Below are 18,388 nucleotides of genomic sequence, written 5' to 3'. Positions count from 1 at the left end.
GTGGTTTGTAACCAAGTTACTTATGCATGATCCGTTTCTTCTTTGGATAGATCATGAAGTAATGGACGACCTTCTGGATAGGTGACTTGGTTTAATTGATCTCCAATCCACTCCGAACCATCTTCGCCGTATTCTTTTTTCCAGATCGGTACAATTTGTTTAATCCGTTCAATGATATATTCATTCGCTTCATAAGCCACTTTTCGGTGGGGAGAAGAGACCGCAATTGCAACGGCAACATCAGAAATTTCAAGCCTGCCTATACGGTGGGTGATAGCTACACATGTATCTGCCCAGCGCGCGCGTACTTCCTCACCAATGCTTTCTAATTGTTTAACTGCCATAGAGGGATAAGCTTCGTATTCCAGATATAAGGTTCGTTTACCAAAGGTAAGTTCTCGTACTGTACCTAAAAACAGGGTGATTGCTCCTGCTTCCCTCCGCTTTACTTTACTAATCACTTCGTCTGCTTCAATAGGTTGATCCGTGATCAGGAATAATGAACTGTCCACTTTCGGCCTCCTTTTCTTCCGTAGATCTCATGGATTTTGACGTTGGTAATCACCGCTTTTTCCGCCTTGCTTGCGCGCTAGATAAGTAGGTCCGAGAATCATCCCTTTATCTATTGCTTTACACATATCATATATCGTTAATCCTACGGTTTGAGCTGCCGTTAAAGCTTCCATCTCAACACCTGTTACGCCGGTTGTCTTCACTGTCACTTCAAAAGCTAAGATCTCTTCGCTCACGAATTCAAAGGTAATATCAATCCCTGTCAGCGGGATGGGATGACACATGGGAATCATATCGGATGTCTTTTTTGCTGCCATGATGCCGGCAATTTGGGCTACAGCAAGGACATCGCCCTTTTCCATGGAACCTTCCTTAATTCTTCTTAAGGTTTCCGGCTGCATTTGGATCTGGCTTCTCACAACAGCGATCCGTTTCGTTTCTTTTTTATCCGTAACATCAACCATATGAGCCCGGCCTTGTTCATTAAAATGGGTTAGTTTATCATTACTCATCAGCATGTACTCCTTACCCGCCGCTAACGGGCGGAAGCAAAGCTACCGTATCGTTAGGACCAATCTGATCTTGGTCATCTGCGAATTGTTCGTTTACTGCGATCATCACGTGATCAAGTAATAGCTCAGGGTAACGTCTTTTCATCTCTAATCGAAAGTCAGCAACTGTGGTCGAACCCAGATCTAAGTCCAATTCATGAGTTCCTAATTGCTCACTTAAATGCGCAAAACATAATATTTTCATAAAAGATCACCTTCTTTACATGAAGTCACATCACATATCGCTGATACAGTTTCTTAGCTTCTACAGGATCCGAGGTGCCATGAATGAGTGCCCGTCCATCTTGAAAAATAACAAGCCTGAAATTCTCTTCTTCGATCTGAATAAGGTGAGGGGTCACTCTTACGCCAGTATCTTTCCCCATTGCACGCTTAGCAACACCTTCTAGATCAAGTAATTCTTCTCTCGGATAACGGACCCAGACAGAGCTTCGGCCACATAGTACCTCTGTTTTTATCTCTGTATCATACCCCAGGTATGGATAAGTCGGCTCGGCTCCACAGGTTTGGCATGTTCGATGCCCTGCCTCATCATGAATGCGGATCGCCTGTGACATATTCGTCCACAGATCAAAAACCATAAAACGATCAGACATCTTACTTTTGTTACCGGTTAGCCATTTGAGCGCTTCGGCAGATTGCGTAGAAACCACCCTTTGTACGGCGGGCGCAATAATCCCTTCAATGTCACAAGAAGCAGAACCAAAAGGCATGCGCTTCAGTAAGCAATGAAGACAAGGTGTTTTTCCAGGGATAAAGTTATACACCGCACCAAAACTACCGGAGCAAGCTCCATAAATCCAGGGGATTTGATAGCGATAGGATATATCATTGATCATATAACGGATAGGAAAATGATCGGTTGCATCAAGAATTAAATCGATGTTGTGATTCTCTAGTATGTTCTGAAGGTCCAGTGCCGAACAATCCATTACATAGGGGTTCACACGAATATCCGAATTAATTTCCTTTAATCGATTCGCTGCTGCAATCGCTTTAGGAAGCTGCTCAGTTACGTCTTGTTCAGAATATAAGGATTGGCGCTGCAGATTGCTCCATTCCACCACATCGCGATCAATGATTGTGATCGTTCCTATTCCTGAACGAGCAAGTATTTCCGCATTCCCTGAACCAAGCGCACCTGCACCGATAATGAGCACATGCGCATCAGAGAGAAGCTGCTGCCCCTGTAAACCAATAGGCTGAAAATTCTCCTGTCTGCTATAGCGACCCTGATTCACACGATCTCCTCCTTCCTCTATCTCCTGTTTAGAAAAAAGCGGCATGGATTCCGCTAAGCGGACCATGCCCTTTTTCAATACATCCGAATCATATGATATCTATATATAATATTTAGAAAACCCTATTAACCCCGTTTGCGATACACTACATAGCTGCGTCTCAAATATTTGATAGGCATGCTGAGCATATGCACAAGTCTTGTAAAAGGGAAAACGGCAAATAACGATAGTCCTAGAACTACATGAATTTGGAAAATGAGAGGCACCTCGCTCATGAGTGAAGCATCCGGTCTAAAGATGAGCACCCCTCTAAGCCATGGACCAATGGTCTCCCGGTAGTCAAACTCTCCGCTGCCCGCCATATTGAATAGAGTAGCACTCATGCCAACAACGACAATGAGGGTAAGGAGAATGATGGATAACATATCTCCAAAGCTGCTAGTTCTCCGAATACGAACATCGGATAGACGGCGAACAACAAGAATAATACAACCGATCAGCGTTATAAGTCCTGCAATCGTTCCAATCGAAAGTGCCATTAAATGATAAAGATGATCTGAAACTCCGAGTGCTGAAAGCCAAGATTTAGGGATAAGAATACCACCTACATGACCAAAGAAGACAAGGATAATTCCAATGTGGAACAGGTTACTTCCAAGGCGCAGCTTCTTCTTCTCTAAGAGCTCACTCGATTTCGCTGTCCAGCCAAACTGATCTGTTTGATAGCGATAATAAAGACCCACCAAAAACAAGATGAGTATGATATAGGGATAAATCACCCAGAAAAATTGACTTCCCCAAGTCATGAGGTTCCCTCCTTAACTTGTCCATATCCGGCAGCGGCCCACATCGGACCGCAGCCTTGTGCAGAAGGTATGCTTCCGCATGCAGCCGGAGCTGATATTTCGATTAACCCTTCCGTGATACCCGAATCATCAAGTATCCACAGTATGGCATCCATAACATATCGATAAGGACTATTTTGCTTATCTAGTGCTGATTTCAGCTGTTCGAGTGCTTTACGGAAAGAGACTAAAAGCCCTATACCTCTGTCCATTTGTGCAACAGCCACGTATTCAAGCACCAGCGGCAGAAAATCAGGTAACTCATCGGTATCCATGATCATGTCCTCTTCTTCATACAGCTGCTTCAAACGCAGCAAGGCAGGACCACGTTCCCGATCTTCACCCAGTTGTCCATAAGTTAGATACAAATTTGATTTCTTATTAAAATCAAAAGTCTTCACATAGGCGGATGTAATTGCCTCTGCATCCATACCAGCAAAGGAGGCAATACAGTCTCCAGCTAAGGTTTGCAGTGTATCTCTCACATCTTCGTTCTCTTCCTGAATCAAATGGCACCAATCAACATACATGTCATCTGACGTTTCTTGCCATGTTGCATCCGGGTATTGCAATAGCTGTGAGAAGAGCATCCAGCTTGAACGCAGCGTTATCTCTTTCATATCCGATCACTCCTTTTCGATTCGATGGAAACGTAAGACTCACCCGCCACAAGGTCCAGGTCCGCCCATCATATTCGTGAACCCGCAATTTCCTTGTTCGGAATAGAGATCTGCGAACTCCTCTCGGTGCGCGGAAGGAATGACAAACCGATCTTCATATTTCGCAATTGCAAGTAAACGGTACATTTCTTCTGTATCTTTTTCCGTCATACCAAATTGTTTCAGTATGTCAAGATCAGGTGTTTTGTTTAAGTTACGAGAACGCATATGTGAACGCATAACCGCCATCTTTTTCAGCACATTCGTAACCACATCTGTATCTCCAGCAGTCAGTAAGTTTGCCAGATACTGAACAGGAATACGCATGTCATCAATTGCCGGAAAAATATCTTCTGGTGTTGCCGATGCGCCTTTACCTTCCACCATGTTCGTGATTGGGCTGAGCGGCGGTACATACCATACCATTGGCAGTGTCCGGTATTCCGGATGAAGCGGAAGTGCAATCTTCCAGTCGACTACCATCTTGTAGATCGGTGAACGCTGTGCATGCTCAATCCAGTCTTCTGGAATATTCGCTGCTCGCGCTGCAGCAATGACTTCAGGATCATTCGGATCCAGGAATACATCAAGCTGTGATTCATACAGATCTTGCTCGTTTGCAACCGAAGCTGCTGCTTCCACTTTATCCGCATCATACAGCATAACGCCCAGGTAACGGATTCTTCCTACGCAAGTTTCAGAGCAAATCGTAGGCAGTCCTTGCTCGAGCCGCGGGAAGCAAAGTGTACATTTCTCCGCTTTGTTCGTTTGCCAGTTGAAGTACACTTTCTTATATGGACAGCTCGATACACAGAATCTCCAGGAACGGCAAGCATTCTGATCAACCAGAACGATTCCATCTTCTTCCCGTTTGTACATCGCTCCGGAAGGACAGCTGGATACGCAGGCTGGGTTAATGCAGTGCTCACAAATACGTGGCAAGTACATCATAAATACCTGTTCAAACTCCATACGAACGGATTCTTCGATCCCCTTCATATTCGGATCTTCATAGCCTGACTCATGTACGCCGGCTAGATCATCTTCCCAGTTTGGTCCCCACTCGAGGTTCATATATTCACCAGTGATCTGCGATTTTGGACGTGCTACTGGCTGGTGTTTAAGCTCAGGACTCTGCTGAAGTTTCTCATAATCATAGTCCCATGGCTCGTAGTAATCATCGATTGTTGGTTGATCTGGGTTATGGAAAATATTTTTCAGGCGATTCGCACGGCTGCCTGAACGAAGTTCAAGCTTGCCGTCTTTTTTCAGTTCCCAACCGCCTTTATATTTATCTTGGTTCTCCCATTGTTTTGGATATCCAATACCTGGCTTTGTCTCTACATTGTTAAACCACATGTATTCGGCACCTTTACGGTTTGTCCATGTGTTCTTACAAGTGACCGAGCAGGTATGACATCCAATACATTTATCTAAGTTCATGACCATTCCGATTTGCGCTTTAATCTTCAAGCCAGTTCACCTCCTCAAGTTTGCGGATCACAACATACAGATCCCGTTGGTTTCCTGTAGGGCCATAGTAGTTAAATCCGTAGCTCAGTTGGGCATAGCCGCCAATCATGTGCGTTGGTTTCACGTGAATCCGTGTTGGACTGTTGTGTGTACCACCGCGTGTCGTAGTCACATCCGTTGCAGGCACGTTAATTGTGCGGTCCTGCGCATGGTGCATGTAAGCCATTCCGCGAGGCATACGGTGCGTGACAACGGCACGAGCAACGACCGCACCATTTTGGTTGAAGCACTCAATCCAGTCGTTATCTTTAATATCTGCGTCTGCTGCATCGTCTTTATTGACCCAAATTGTTGGTCCTCCTCGGAACAATGTGAGCATTGGCAGAGAATCAAAATACATACTGTGAATAGACCATTTACTATGCGGTGTCATGAAGTTCAGTACAATTTCTTTCCCTTTCGTCGCTGGACGTTTTTTATTGGTATGGAAAGGTGCATGTTTCATCGTTGGTTTATAAATCGCCATGTTTTCACCGAACTCAGTCAACATTTCATGATCGAGGAAGTAATGCTGACGTCCTGTAAGCGTACGATAAGGAATCAGGCGCTCTACATTCGTTGTAAATGGTGAATAACGACGACCATGTTGTTCAGAACCACTGAAAGCAGGTGAAGTGATTACGGTTTTTGGCTGCGTTGTAATTTCATTAAAAGTAAACCGTTCTTCCATCCGGTCTTCCGCCAGATCTTTCAGTTTAAGGGCTGTTTTTTGCTCTAGTGATTCCCAAGCTCTAACCGCCATTTTACCGTTACTTGTCGTGGACAAGGACAGGATGGCTTCCGCCATATGCCGGTCTGTTACGAGTTTCGGACATCCTTCGCTAATACCAGGCTCTTCCACTACGCCATTCACTTTTTTCATAAGTTCATATTCTTCTGCTGCAGACCAGTTAATGCCCTTAATACCGTAAGGTTTATCTTTGATATTAGGTCCAAGTGCCGTCATTTTCTTATACACAGAAGCATAATCCCGTTCTACTACCACAAACTTCGGCATTGTTTTTCCAGGAATTGCGTCGATCTCACCTTTGCTCCAATCCAAAATTCGGCCGAAAGGCTGAGACAATTCATCTGGTGTATCATGCTGAAGCGGAACAGCTACAAGATCACGCTGCGGTTCTGTGAACTGGTTTTCTGCCATTTCAGAGAATGTTTTGGCAATCGTCTTAAATGTCTCCCAGTCAGACTTGGATTCCCATAGCGGCGCTACAGCCGGGTTAAATGGATGGATGAACGGATGCATATCTGTAGAAGACAGATCGCTCTTCTCATACCAAGTTGCTGCAGGAAGCACGATATCAGAATAAACAGCTGTTCCGGACATGCGGAAATCGATGTCTACCATCAAGTCGAGTTTTCCTTCCGCTGCTTTGTCATGCCATTTGATTTCTTTCGGACGAATCGTCTCCGAATCATCATTCAGCAGTCCGTTGTGTGCTCCAAGTAAATATTTCAGGAAGTATTCATGTCCTTTACCTGAACTTGAGATCAGGTTCGCACGCCATACAAACATGACTTTTGGATGGTTTACTTCTGCATCTGGATCTTCAATTGCAAACTGCATTTTACGATCTTTCAGCTGCTGTGCAACATAACTTGCTACACCTTCCGGTGTATTGTGACCTTGCTCGGACGCTTCTTTCGCAACTTCAATCGAGTTTTTATTAAATTGCGGATACGAAGGCAGCCATCCTAGACGAGCAGCCATTACGTTGTAATCCGCATAATGAGAATAACGTGCTCCATCTACCAGCGCAGATGTATGTCCATCTACTGGATTCGATTCAAATCTCCATTGATTCGTAGCAAAATAGAAGAAAGATGTACCATTTTGCTGGCGCGGCGGCATCGTCCAGTCACGTGCAAACGCAACATTAGCCCAGCCTTCTGCAGGACGAAGTTTTTCTTGTCCAACATAATGCGCCCAGCCTCCGCCATTCACACCTTGGCAGCCTGTCATTAACACAAGGTTCAGCACACTGCGATAGATGGTATCGGAGTTGTACCAGTGGTTAATACCGGCACCCACGATAATCATGGAACGACCTTTACTATCCACTGCATTCTGAGCGAATTCACGCGCAATTTGAATCACAGATTCACGATCTACGCCTGTAATCTGTTCTTGCCATGCAGGTGAATATACCGTGTTCGCATCATCGTAATTGCTTCCGTTTACGGCATCAACACCGTAGTGGGCAAGCATAAGATCAAATACGCTAGTTACTCGGTAGGTTTCCCCATTTAGAGTCGTGATCGTACGGTATGGAATGTTACGAGTAACAACGGTATTTCCTTCGTCGTCAAAGTAAGGGAACTTAATTGTCAGTTGACCATCAGCCGATGTTCCGAGCCCAAGCTGTGGAGAAATTTCTTCCCCAGTAATGGTATCCACCATTTCGAGGTTCCATTTTCCTTCTTCTCCCCAGCGTGAACCGATGGTTCCGTTCGGGATGCGAAGCTCGCCTGAATTTTCATCGATCAGTACGGTTTTCCACTCTGCATTATTGGTATCCACACCAAGATCTTTGGCAGTGAGGAAGCGATTTGCCGTAAAGGCGCCGTCTTTCTCATCCAACATGACGAGGAATGGGAAATCTGTATATTTTTTGGAATATTCATTGAAATAAGGTGTGCTTTGTTTCACATAGAACTCATTTAAAATAACGTGGCCCATTGCCATCGCTAGTGCTCCGTCCGTTCCTTGTTTTGCTGGGAGCCACTTATCTGCGAATCTTACAAATTCCGCGTAGTCCGGACTAATGGATACCACTTTCGTTCCACGGTACCGTGCTTCTGTCATGAAGTGAGCATCCGGTGTTCTCGTCATAGGCAGGTTTGAACCCCATACTAGCAAATAGCTGGAATTGTACCAGTCACTACTTTCAGGAACATCCGTTTGATCACCCCAAATTTGCGGTGATGCCGGAGGCAGATCCGCATACCAGTCATAGAAACTAAGCAGCGGTGATCCCACAAGAGAAAGGAAACGAGATCCTGCTGCATAACTCACCATGGACATCGCAGGGATTGGAGAAAATCCAATGATACGGTCTGGTCCGTTTTGTTTAATGGTGTGTAGCATGGAAGCAGAAATGATCTCGGATACTTCATCCCAGGTTGCGCGGACCATTCCACCTTTACCACGTGCTGATTTATATATTAATTTTTTGTTCTTATCTGCAACAATCGAATTCCATGCTTTCACAGGATCTTGATGTTCGCGTTTTGCTTCTCTCCATAGTTCAAGCAATTTACCACGAATGTATGGATATTTCACACGCAGTGGACTATAGAGATACCAGGAAAAGCTTGCTCCACGCGGACAACCGCGAGGTTCAAATTCCGGCATATCCGGCCCAGTCGTAGGATAATCTGTTTGTTGTGTTTCCCAAGTAACAATGCCGTCTTTAACAAAAATTTTCCAGCTGCAAGAACCTGTACAGTTGACGCCATGTGTTGAACGTACAACTTTGTCATGCTGCCAACGATTGCGATACATTTCTTCAGAAGAACGGTCGGCAACAGTAACTTCACTCCATCCTTCCGAGTTCTTTTCGCGCTTACGGAAAAATTTTAATCTTTGTAATAGAGGATTGGTTTTATTCATCTTTCCAGCTCCTTGCGCATTTTGATACTTCTATTGTATACGCAAGGTTAGGGTGATTAAGAGGGGGGAACTCCCCCATTCCAAGGTAGGGATTCCCCGATGTTCATGTACTGAATGCGAGGTTGACTCATTTCTGTGATAAAAGAGATAATGCGAGGGAAATAGAGTGCTGAAGGACAGTCGTTTCGTTATTCATGAAAATGATCGGAATCTCTGCATAGCCGTTTTCTCGCTGCCACTGGATTCCTTCTAAGACGAGAGAATCCTGCCAGCTAAGGAATAGCTTGATATTAGAAGCTTGTCTCAGCAAACTTTCCATATCGTTTTGATCACGAAGCAGTGCGATTTTTGGATAAGGGGCCGTTTTGAAGCCTTCTGCAAGCAAAAGGTCGACTCTTTCCTTCATTTGCTCCGCAATTTGATCTAAAGATGTCTCCGATTCTCGCATCATGCGAGTCGCTGTCTTCGATGTAAGTACGGTCTCTACCGCTCCGCTGGCCAGATGTTTGGAACTATCCGTTCCCGCATCGTCCAGCTCAAAGGTATGTGCATCACGCTTAGCTGAACCAACACGAACTCCTTTTGCCGTTAGCGCTGCAATTAGCTTGCAGCATAAGGTGGTTTTGCCGCTATTCTTATAGCCGATCACCTGTAGTACAGGCAGACTGCCTATGCTTCGCACCTCTTCTTGTTTCATTCCTGATAACACAGCAGCACCTCCATATTCTTTGATTACGTCTTATATCATCATATCATCATGTTCTGGCAGATACCCTTTCTGTTAGCTCATGAGATCATACTCCACACAAGGACATAGGGAACTCCCCCATACCAGAACGGCTGTAATGCGGAAAATGGCTGTGAAGCGCCTAAGCTCCACAGCCAATGTCCTACAGGATATTTTTGCATGAACGGCACCTGTACATAAAGTTATCCACTATTTTTCCGGTGGTTCATGCTTGTATCCCTTTATTTTTGTTTTGTATTTCGATCTACTTTAAGTGAAGCATTCTGAACTTCTTTCGGATCAACTTCACTAAATACACCTACATAATAATTGACTTCTCCGACATCATTTTGAATGCCGTTAATCGTTAAATACTGCAGATATAGATTTCCGTTCTTTTTCTTGTTCCAAATGTTGCCTGACCAGGAATGCTTCTCTTTGAGCTGCTTCCACATCACATCATAAAATGGACCTTCATGTTTACCTGATTTCAAGAATCCAGGTGTTTTTCCGATCGATTCTTCAGCAGTGTAACCGGTAATCTCCGTAAAGGCCGGGTTAATTGTCTGAATGATTCCTTTTGAGTTCGTCACAAGTACAGCTTGCGACGTAGTGTTTACGATTTTCTCAGCAAGTTTCATACGATCTTGCCAGTACATATACAGTACGAGAAGGATACTGCACAAGGAAACCATCGCCAGTGCCATGAATCCGATCGCATAGTGACCTGTAATCGCAAACAGGGAAGAAAGCATCAGCGGCGGGAAGAAACCACCTAAGCCCCCTAGTGCAGAAATCAGACCATTTGCAATACCCGATTGTTTTGCAAAATAAAGTGGAACCAATTTGAAAATCGTACCATTACCAATCCCTGCACATAGTCCAATGAGCAAGCATCCTACGGTAAAGATCGAAATTCCTGGAGAGAACGCAAGAACAACACCGCCAATGGTTAAACCGGCGAATACGAACAACAAGATTTTGAATGGATTGAATTTGTCACCAAGCCATCCTCCTGTTGTACGCATAAATGTTGCGAGTGTAATGAATCCAGCTGCGCGCAGTCCAGCATCCACCTTACTGATTCCAAAATTATTCACGAGATGATTCGGCAAGAATACAGTGAAAGCAACGAAAGCACCAAAGGTAATAAAGTAGAAGAAGCATAATAACCATAGCTTTTCATTCTTGTATACACCTTTAACTTGGTCTTTCAAGGAAGTATTCATTTTAGATTCTTTTCGATCACCAAGGAAGAAGTTCGCAAGAATAAAGACAGCAAGTAAAATCATATAAATTTGCACCGTAGTACGCCATCCAAATTGCTCTGCAAGCACCGGTGCGAAGAACGTACTAAGTGCGGACCCTAAGTTACCAAGTCCATAAATTCCGTTAACAAGACCATGTTTTTCTTTTGGATAGTATTTAGGCAGTGAAGTAACACCGACGGAGAATGTTGCACCCGAGATCCCCAGGAACAAACCTCCAATAATTAAATCAATGAAACTATCTGCTCGGCTAATGTAAAATACCGGGATCAGCAATACAAGGAAGCTGACCAAAAACATATTGCGAGCACCGTATTTGTTGGTCCAAAAACCAAATGGGATTCGCAAGATTGAACCAAGTACGACAGGTACTGCTGTAACGAGAGACAATTGTCCCGGCGTTAATGGAATTCCGTCCTTAATAAATACGATTAACGATGATAGAATACCCCAAACCGCAAAACCTAAGACCAAACTTAGGGTTTGTAAGGGGAGTATTGCTTTAGGTGGTTTCATGACCTATCCTCCTCATAAGACTAACTACTATGATTTCATTATCCTTATAGAGAGGACGAAAAAGAATTGGGGAATTCCCTCAATTGTTCTCTAGGAAATCCCCCTTCATGCACCTATTTTAAATTAGCCTATACTTCCCAGTGAATCTCATCCATTAGTTGACGGGTAGGAATGGCGAATCGTACGGACTGACGATGCTGTGCTACAGATACTTCAAGATCCGACTTCAGAGATTTTAGAAGTTCTCTCAAGGCATGAAAAGACTCATGGGTATGGGAGCTTGCTCCCTTCCCTTCATACACGACAAGTGTATACCCTATGGCATCCTGCTCCAGCGTGATTTTGGCACTAGATAATCCACTGAAATAATCATGTACCAGAAGATCTAAGACTTCTGCAATTTCTTGCTGACGATGACTTGAAAGGCGTGTAAGCCGCTGATCCAGCAGTTCACACTGAACCCCTTCTTTATGCAATTTTCGTAGTTGCTGTAGCAGTGGACCTGTCAAATCTACTTGTTCTGCTTCTTCTGGCTCGGCTAAGGAGACAAATGCGGCGGTATGATCATAGAGAGCAGCGAGCGCTGCTGCACTTTGTTCTACTCGTTCGACTTCTTGTGGGCTGAATATTCGTTCTTCTCGTTGCCCTACAAGTAATACACCATAGGATAACTTTTGTTCAGGCCGTGATGAGTCAACAGATACCCCCATACCAGAACGGATCGACTCAATGAGGAAAATCGGATATTCCAGCATTTCATCCCGCACTTCCTCTGGAAAATAGTTGACGATATAAGGGGCTTTTGATTTCAACACTTTTCCAGCCATCCCTTTTCCCATACGAACCATAATTTTTTTATAGCGTTCTGTGTTCGCCCCGAGCGCCATTTTCCAATGAATATCTCGATAATTCTCATCAGCAAGTGCTACCGCGATAAAGTCCAGTTTCAAATCCGATTTAAGTTGCTCCAATTCCGTTTGTATTTGTTTTTGGATCGTTACATGGTGGCTAGAAGGTTCAGTCAAATTCGAGCAACCCCCTTTTAAAGGCGAATTCCATCAACTCACGGCGATTACTTAGTTTTAGTTTTTCCATGATGTTCCCTTTATGATTCTCCACCGTTTTCACACTGATTGTAAGGAGTTCCGCGACTTCTTTATTGGTGTATCCTTTGGCGACTAGCGTAAATATTTCTTTTTCTCGCTCTGTTAACGTTTCAAATCGGTCTACAGCATCCTCTGCATTTCCGTGCAGATAAGCTTGTATCACTTTTTTCGTATCCGCTGGTTGTAAATAGACCATCCCTTGCTGCACTTGTTTAATCGCTGTTACGAGTTCTGTAATGGGAGCCGATTTTAATACATATCCGGATGCTCCTGACTTCAGTGCCCTGAACAAATACTGTTCATCGTTATGCATGGTTAGAATGATCACCTTTACCTCAGGCATAGACTGCAAAAGCTCACTTGTCGTATACAGTCCATCTCGTCCATTCGGCATACTCAGATCCATGAGAACAATATCAGGTTTTAGCTCCAGCGCTTTTTTTATACATGATCTTCCATCCGACGCTTCACCTACCACTGTAATTCCCGGCTTTGTATCCAGCACAGCCCGAATCCCACTACGAACTACCGCATGGTCATCCACTATTAGTACTTTTATATCCATATATTTTTTATAATCCTCTCTTCTTAAAAAGGTATCGATTCGTCGATGGGCACTTTCACTTCAATTACTGTTCCTTCCCTTGGACTCGATTTGATATCAAATTCACCTTGGAGAATATTCACTCGCTCTTCCATACTGTAAAGACCAACTCCTTGACGAAGTTCAGAGGTCACCGTAAATCCTACGCCGTAATCGCGGATCTGCAGCTCTGCTAGTCTAGGTTCAACTTTCAGTTTTACTTCAACTACTTCTGTACGTGAATATTTAGCCGCATTTGTAAGAGCTTCTTGTATAATTCGGTAAAATGCAATTTCATGAGCTGATGGTAACAACTCACTATCCCCTTCAATGGTGAGCAACACTTGAATGCCAAATTTCTGACCATACAGCCGGACATAATTACGCAGCGCAGCCACAAGTCCCATATCATCTAGCGCAGAAGGTCTGAGCTCTACGGATAAATCACGGATATCTTCAATCGTGTCTCGAATCGACTCCTGCAGAGCATCTAATGGCTCGTCGACCACAGACTTTTTCTCATCTTCTAATAAAGATTTCATCACTTCTGTCTGAATGAGAATACTATACAGGGACTGACCAATCCCATCATGCAGCTCACGGGAGATTCGCTTTCGCTCATTTTCTTGTGCTGACAAGATAGAGTGAGTAATCATCTTCGCAATTTTGTTTTGTTCTTCTTGCCTTGCTTTTTCCACTTCCTGAAACCGAATGATATTCAGTGGTCCATACATCGGATCTTTATAATGCGATACACTGGCATTCATGGATCTCGTTATTCCTTTTGTCGTCGTTAATTGAACTTCCACATATTGTGTTCCCGGTTCTGTGATAAAGCATTTATGGTAGGAACATAGCTTATTCAGTCCCGCATAATTGGAACAATGATTACAAAAATTAACCGTGACAGGATCCTGATCCATCTTAAGAAGCTCTTTCGCTGTCGGATTCATGCGGATGATATTTAGTTCGCTGTCCGTCACCAGAATTCCATCAGGACTATGCTGAAATACATTCGTGAACAATTCCTGTTCAGAACGAAGCTTATGGCTTTGCCAATAGATCATGAAGAAGAATAACGTCGTAATGACGAGCACAAATAAAAAAATAGGCAGATCTTCTACCCACCTTCGATCTACTTCCTGCTCAATGGCACGAATGGTAAGGACTATAATTAACGTCATACTCACCGTGAGAATGCCGTTTTTCACCATGAATTTCATAAAAGCTCTCGTCTTCTGAGCCGGTGTAGACATCAAAGACAATCACCCCTTCTTTGTTTCTTTGTTGCTTACTTTAAATTCTAACACTCAGAATCGCATCACAATTGTGACTAATATCACAATATATAAAGGTATATATTTAACAAAAGCAGACAATTAATAAAGGTGCCTTATTGTAGAATAAAAAAAGAACCTCATCTATAGTAGATAAGATTCCTTTCGTACCCATATTTTATTTTAAAATGGTTAATGTAAAATATAACCGTCCAGATATTCTTTCATCAGATGATTCGATATACGGAGTGCCTCCGCTCGATCTGAAGCGGGAACGGTGATCATAATTCCATCGTATCCGCTCCAATTACCCCCTTGGTTACCTTCTTCTAAATCCCGATCCATCACCGTAAATGTTGCCTCACGAAAGGAACGATTCAGAAAAATGGTTCCATACAAAAAATGGCTAATCCCTTTATCTTCATTATATTGATATAGCATAATCCCACTAAGGTCTTTTCCCAAATTAATCTCTATCTGTCTTTGATGTTCAGGTACTGGTATTTCTTCGCCTTCAATCGTGATCGTTCCTACAAATCTTTTATTCCCTGTAAGGCTTGTATATACGGTGCCATCCATATCTATTGCTACAGACTTCTCATCTCCAATATGTTCAGCACCTAGTCTATACTTCATTCCTTGTGCATGTAAGTGAATGGTCTTCGGGTATATGGATATCATGATGAAGGTGATCAAAGCTATACCAATAATAAGGATGGATAAGCGTATTTTTTTGTTCAATACCATTCTCCTTATTCCTCTTTTTCCGGCGGACATCATAAAGCGGAGTCAATATGGTTCCTCATGAGTGTACTATATTCCTCCAAGTGATCTTCATTGATATCAATCATCTCATTTCTTGTACCTTCATACACTTCAACTGCATTTATAACAATGTACGTTAGATGATCCGGTATCTTTGGGAGTGCCCATAAACCAGCCTCTCGTTTTGAGAATATTTCGTTTGTCTCTAAATATGACAGCACTCTGCAAAGTGTAAGAATTCCATAAATCGGGTTGGACCTTAAAACAGATGCAGCGTAACCTATCCCACTACATATTGAAGAACGAAAGTCCGCTTCAGGTACTTCAGGAAAAACTTCATAGATGGGCTTCCCATAAATACATATCCCTTTCTTCCTTACTAATGTAAGGTGACATGCTAAATCCGAATCTGTCGGTGTCTCAGCCCAGAATTCTTTATCTTCTTCAGCCACACGTTCTTCATATTTACTTCTCCAATATTCACTGCTATGTAATTCAAAAGGAGTAGGATGTTGCCACGGGAAAATTGCATCGCTTGTTATAAAACTGATTTCAATTGGGGAAGGATTTGTAGAAAGGAGAAGCAATTCCTTAACTAAATTAAATCTTGTTTCTAAATCAATTTTTTCAGATACGAGAACTATCATATCAATATCACTGCTTTTGGGATTGAAACTATGAAGTGATAGTGAACCATGAATATACGTTCCTATTATTTTTGATCCTAAATAGTGAATGAGAGATGAATTAAGCTTGTATACCTGATCTCGTACCTCTTGTGGGCAGTTCTCCCAACCATACATATTCATTATTTAGTTCCCCTCTGTCATTATTCTTCCATGGAACTACATGTGTCATATTAGTTCCGATAGCAGGATCATTATTTAGCGTTTAGATATTAAATCCCTTAATTTGTTGGCATGATCCACTGATATTTCATATCCCTGACTTGTATTCCCTTGGTCCACCAATAATCCCTTCATTGTTCGATCTGATCTCAAAGATAGATCATAATTTTTAGTTGCATTGTTGGAATATGAAATGGTCATATTATATTCTGCACTGTAATCTAGCTGTCCCAACATCTCTACTGCCGTATTTATTGCCTCTTCAAATATCTTAATTGATTCCTCATCATTAAAAGATTGGTTTTCACATTTCACTTCTGATATTGGAGTGTTGCATTCTAGCTCTATAGAGGTAATGGAGGTAATCGCATCCTTCGGCTCGGACTTCGTACAGCCTGTAATAAACATGAGAACTAATACGATCGCTACCACGCATTTTATATTAATTAGATTCACACCTTTCCGTATTCAGGTGAGTAATACAGTTATATAGCTTACAATTCCAACGAGGCTCCGCTTTATCTAGAATGGTCACCGATGTGTTGTGTAAATGTTCTGATGTATCAAAGTGCGGAATGAGTTTTTTTAATGATAGACCGATCAGTGCTCCGTGACTTACGATCAATACTTTTTTGTCAGGATGCCTTTCTGAAAGATCCATAAAACATTCCACACCTCTTGAAATAATGTCATCATTCGATTCCATCCCAAGATCTAATTTGGACCAGCCGTATCCCCACTTATTCACTCGATCTTGTTCCGTTGTTCCCTCGATCAGTCCGCAGTTCATTTCTCTTAATCGCTCATCAATCTTCACATCGATATTTTTAATTCTCCCGATGATTTCCGCTGTTTCAAGGGCTCTAGATAAGTCACTCGAATAAATATAATCCCAGTCCTCGTTCTTCAATCTTTGTGCTAGTAATTCAGCTTGCCTTTGTCCTACTTCATTTAGAGGTATATCTGCTAGGCCCTGTGCTCTATATTCATTATTCCAATCTGTAATTCCGTGTCTTATCAGTCCGATGATGGCCATATCTATCCCTCTTTCTTTATAAGTTATTAATGGAATAAGGAAATCAATATAAGACAAATTATAGGTCAATTTACGACATGCCTACTAAAAATCCATTTTATTAATATAATTATTATATTAGAATTATTTCAGATACATTGACTAATCTGACTTGAAAATTATACTTTGATAGATAGATTATATGTTTGGTATGGTTCTATGAAAGGAGTATTTCCTGCAATGAAGGAAATAGAAATATTAAAAAATGAAATCAATCGAATCGATGAAATAATTGAGGTATTAATGGGAAATGAGAGTTTTACTGCTAGTCAAGCCTTAGCTTATTATCGCGAACATATGGAAGTTCATGTCATCGCACTGGAGGAATTTAATAAATTACCTTGCGTTTCAAGCGAAAAATTCAGATTAAAAGAATTAATAAACGTGGTTGAAAATACGATCTATTATTTTATCTTTGAATATTTTGAAGATCATACGGAAGAGGAGTTCAAACAACAGTACGGGTTACATTTCACGGCTGCTATGAAACAATGGTATACATTCATAAACAAATTTAAACATTATTGTAGTCCTTAGGCTTGGTTATAAGACCATCCTACATAGCATCATAAGAAGGATTGAGACATCATCCATTTATACTAAAAAAGACCTTAACGGTCTTTTTTTATTCGGTTTTTTCACCCCAATATTTTTCTATAAAAGCAGCTTCCTCTTCTGGCGTCATGATCCCTTTCGCTTTACCAATATTGCCATTCTCTAATTCCCAAAAATAATTATGATCTTTATCAATCTCCGAAAAATCTCCTGCTTGCCATTTCTTCGCGATCTTGAGCATGTTGTCGTACAAATCCCAACCGGTTCCTTTGGTTTCGATGACTTTAATAATCTGTTCGATCCGTTCAGGAGTCATTTGAATCGAGTTCCATTTATCCGAAGCAACCACTTTCTGATGTGTCATATCATGCATCACCCGAACAACACTCGACTTCATAACATATACATCATCTTTTAATGCAAGAGCCATTGCTAAATCAATTTCTTCATCCGTATCGGTCGTTTTTATTTCTCCGATCACGCTTAATGACTCTCCAGGTTTCAATGTCTTTTTGACTGCTCCAACATCTTCTTTTATGGATTGGGCACTATTGTAATTAACAATATAATAAACAGCTAGGGTGGCTGTTATGACTATAAATACAGATAATATGGTAATGGTAATCTTTTTCTTGGTAGACATTTAAAATTCCTCCATTGCTCGCTTTTGTACAAATCAAAGTCTATGTCACACC

At 42.2% G+C, this 18,388-nt stretch carries 19 protein-coding genes; 1 reads left to right on the top strand and 18 read right to left on the bottom strand.

The window, feature by feature from the left end; all coding sequences use genetic code 11:
• Nucleotides 1–20: 20 nt before the first annotated feature.
• From H9647_RS01315 to H9647_RS01235, 17 genes are all read right to left on the bottom strand, one after another.
• Nucleotides 21–512 carry a molybdenum cofactor biosynthesis protein MoaE gene (locus H9647_RS01315; RefSeq protein ID WP_191797459.1) on the bottom strand — a complete coding sequence of 164 codons (492 nt, stop codon included), beginning with the start codon at nucleotides 510–512 and terminating at the stop codon, nucleotides 21–23.
• 27 nt (nucleotides 513–539) lie between these two features.
• Nucleotides 540–1,025, bottom strand: a complete 486-nt coding sequence (moaC, locus tag H9647_RS01310) for a cyclic pyranopterin monophosphate synthase MoaC (protein WP_191797457.1) — start codon at nucleotides 1,023–1,025, stop codon at nucleotides 540–542.
• 13 nt (nucleotides 1,026–1,038) lie between these two features.
• Nucleotides 1,039–1,269: a molybdopterin converting factor subunit 1 gene (gene moaD, locus H9647_RS01305; RefSeq protein ID WP_191797455.1), complete on the bottom strand. Its 231-nt coding sequence runs from the start codon at nucleotides 1,267–1,269 to the stop codon at nucleotides 1,039–1,041.
• A 25-nt stretch (nucleotides 1,270–1,294) separates the two neighbouring features.
• On the bottom strand, nucleotides 1,295–2,326 hold the full coding sequence (locus tag H9647_RS01300; RefSeq protein WP_191797453.1) for a ThiF family adenylyltransferase: 1,032 nt from the start codon (nucleotides 2,324–2,326) through the stop codon (nucleotides 1,295–1,297).
• A gap of 125 nt (nucleotides 2,327–2,451) precedes the next feature.
• The gene (gene narI / locus H9647_RS01295) at nucleotides 2,452–3,132 is read right to left on the bottom strand and encodes a respiratory nitrate reductase subunit gamma (protein WP_191797451.1); all 681 of its coding nucleotides are present in this window, start codon (nucleotides 3,130–3,132) and stop codon (nucleotides 2,452–2,454) included.
• Complete coding sequence (gene narJ / locus H9647_RS01290; RefSeq protein ID WP_191797449.1) at nucleotides 3,129–3,791, bottom strand: nitrate reductase molybdenum cofactor assembly chaperone; 663 nt, start codon at nucleotides 3,789–3,791, stop codon at nucleotides 3,129–3,131. The genes narI and narJ overlap by 4 nt, the downstream gene beginning before the upstream one ends.
• Before the next feature lie 39 nt (nucleotides 3,792–3,830).
• A complete protein-coding gene (gene narH / locus H9647_RS01285) occupies nucleotides 3,831–5,303 on the bottom strand; it encodes a nitrate reductase subunit beta (protein ID WP_191797448.1) in 1,473 nt (490 codons plus the stop codon).
• Complete coding sequence (locus tag H9647_RS01280; RefSeq protein WP_191797446.1) at nucleotides 5,293–8,973, bottom strand: nitrate reductase subunit alpha; 3,681 nt, start codon at nucleotides 8,971–8,973, stop codon at nucleotides 5,293–5,295. The genes narH and H9647_RS01280 overlap by 11 nt, the downstream gene beginning before the upstream one ends.
• A gap of 127 nt (nucleotides 8,974–9,100) precedes the next feature.
• Nucleotides 9,101–9,682, bottom strand: a complete 582-nt coding sequence (mobB, locus tag H9647_RS01275; protein ID WP_191797444.1) for a molybdopterin-guanine dinucleotide biosynthesis protein B — start codon at nucleotides 9,680–9,682, stop codon at nucleotides 9,101–9,103.
• Nucleotides 9,683–9,942: 260 nt separating this feature from the next.
• On the bottom strand, nucleotides 9,943–11,484 hold the full coding sequence (locus H9647_RS01270) for a nitrate/nitrite transporter (protein WP_191797442.1): 1,542 nt from the start codon (nucleotides 11,482–11,484) through the stop codon (nucleotides 9,943–9,945).
• A 128-nt stretch (nucleotides 11,485–11,612) separates the two neighbouring features.
• Nucleotides 11,613–12,509, bottom strand: coding sequence for a hypothetical protein (locus H9647_RS01265; protein ID WP_191797440.1), 897 nt, complete (start codon nucleotides 12,507–12,509; stop codon nucleotides 11,613–11,615).
• On the bottom strand, nucleotides 12,502–13,155 hold the full coding sequence (locus H9647_RS01260; protein WP_191797438.1) for a response regulator: 654 nt from the start codon (nucleotides 13,153–13,155) through the stop codon (nucleotides 12,502–12,504). The genes H9647_RS01265 and H9647_RS01260 overlap by 8 nt, the downstream gene beginning before the upstream one ends.
• Before the next feature lie 23 nt (nucleotides 13,156–13,178).
• Nucleotides 13,179–14,429 (bottom strand): sensor histidine kinase, encoded by a 1,251-nt coding sequence (locus tag H9647_RS01255; protein ID WP_225229055.1) that lies wholly within the window; start codon nucleotides 14,427–14,429, stop codon nucleotides 13,179–13,181.
• A 213-nt stretch (nucleotides 14,430–14,642) separates the two neighbouring features.
• The gene (locus tag H9647_RS01250) at nucleotides 14,643–15,191 is read right to left on the bottom strand and encodes a hypothetical protein (RefSeq protein ID WP_191797435.1); all 549 of its coding nucleotides are present in this window, start codon (nucleotides 15,189–15,191) and stop codon (nucleotides 14,643–14,645) included.
• Nucleotides 15,192–15,226: 35 nt separating this feature from the next.
• Entirely contained in the window at nucleotides 15,227–16,024 is a 798-nt protein-coding gene (locus H9647_RS01245; RefSeq protein ID WP_191797433.1) for an aminoglycoside adenylyltransferase domain-containing protein, read from the bottom strand.
• Nucleotides 16,025–16,099: 75 nt separating this feature from the next.
• Nucleotides 16,100–16,495, bottom strand: coding sequence for a hypothetical protein (locus H9647_RS01240; RefSeq protein ID WP_191797431.1), 396 nt, complete (start codon nucleotides 16,493–16,495; stop codon nucleotides 16,100–16,102).
• 10 nt (nucleotides 16,496–16,505) lie between these two features.
• Nucleotides 16,506–17,099, bottom strand: coding sequence for a histidine phosphatase family protein (locus tag H9647_RS01235; RefSeq protein WP_191797429.1), 594 nt, complete (start codon nucleotides 17,097–17,099; stop codon nucleotides 16,506–16,508).
• Between the two features lie 219 nt (nucleotides 17,100–17,318).
• Here H9647_RS01235 and H9647_RS01230 point away from each other — a divergent pair, with 219 nt between their 5' ends.
• Nucleotides 17,319–17,675 carry a hypothetical protein gene (locus H9647_RS01230; RefSeq protein ID WP_191797427.1) on the top strand — a complete coding sequence of 119 codons (357 nt, stop codon included), beginning with the start codon at nucleotides 17,319–17,321 and terminating at the stop codon, nucleotides 17,673–17,675.
• An 88-nt stretch (nucleotides 17,676–17,763) separates the two neighbouring features.
• Here H9647_RS01230 and H9647_RS01225 read toward each other — a convergent pair whose 3' ends face one another.
• Nucleotides 17,764–18,336 carry a DUF6241 domain-containing protein gene (locus H9647_RS01225; protein ID WP_191797425.1) on the bottom strand — a complete coding sequence of 191 codons (573 nt, stop codon included), beginning with the start codon at nucleotides 18,334–18,336 and terminating at the stop codon, nucleotides 17,764–17,766.
• Nucleotides 18,337–18,388 lie beyond the last annotated feature (52 nt).

This window comes from Paenibacillus gallinarum (assembly GCF_014836635.1).
Lineage (GTDB): Bacteria > Bacillota > Bacilli > Paenibacillales > Paenibacillaceae > Paenibacillus > Paenibacillus gallinarum.
The sequence above is the reverse complement of the archived record's forward strand: the minus strand, read 5'-3'. Positions and strand labels throughout refer to the sequence as shown.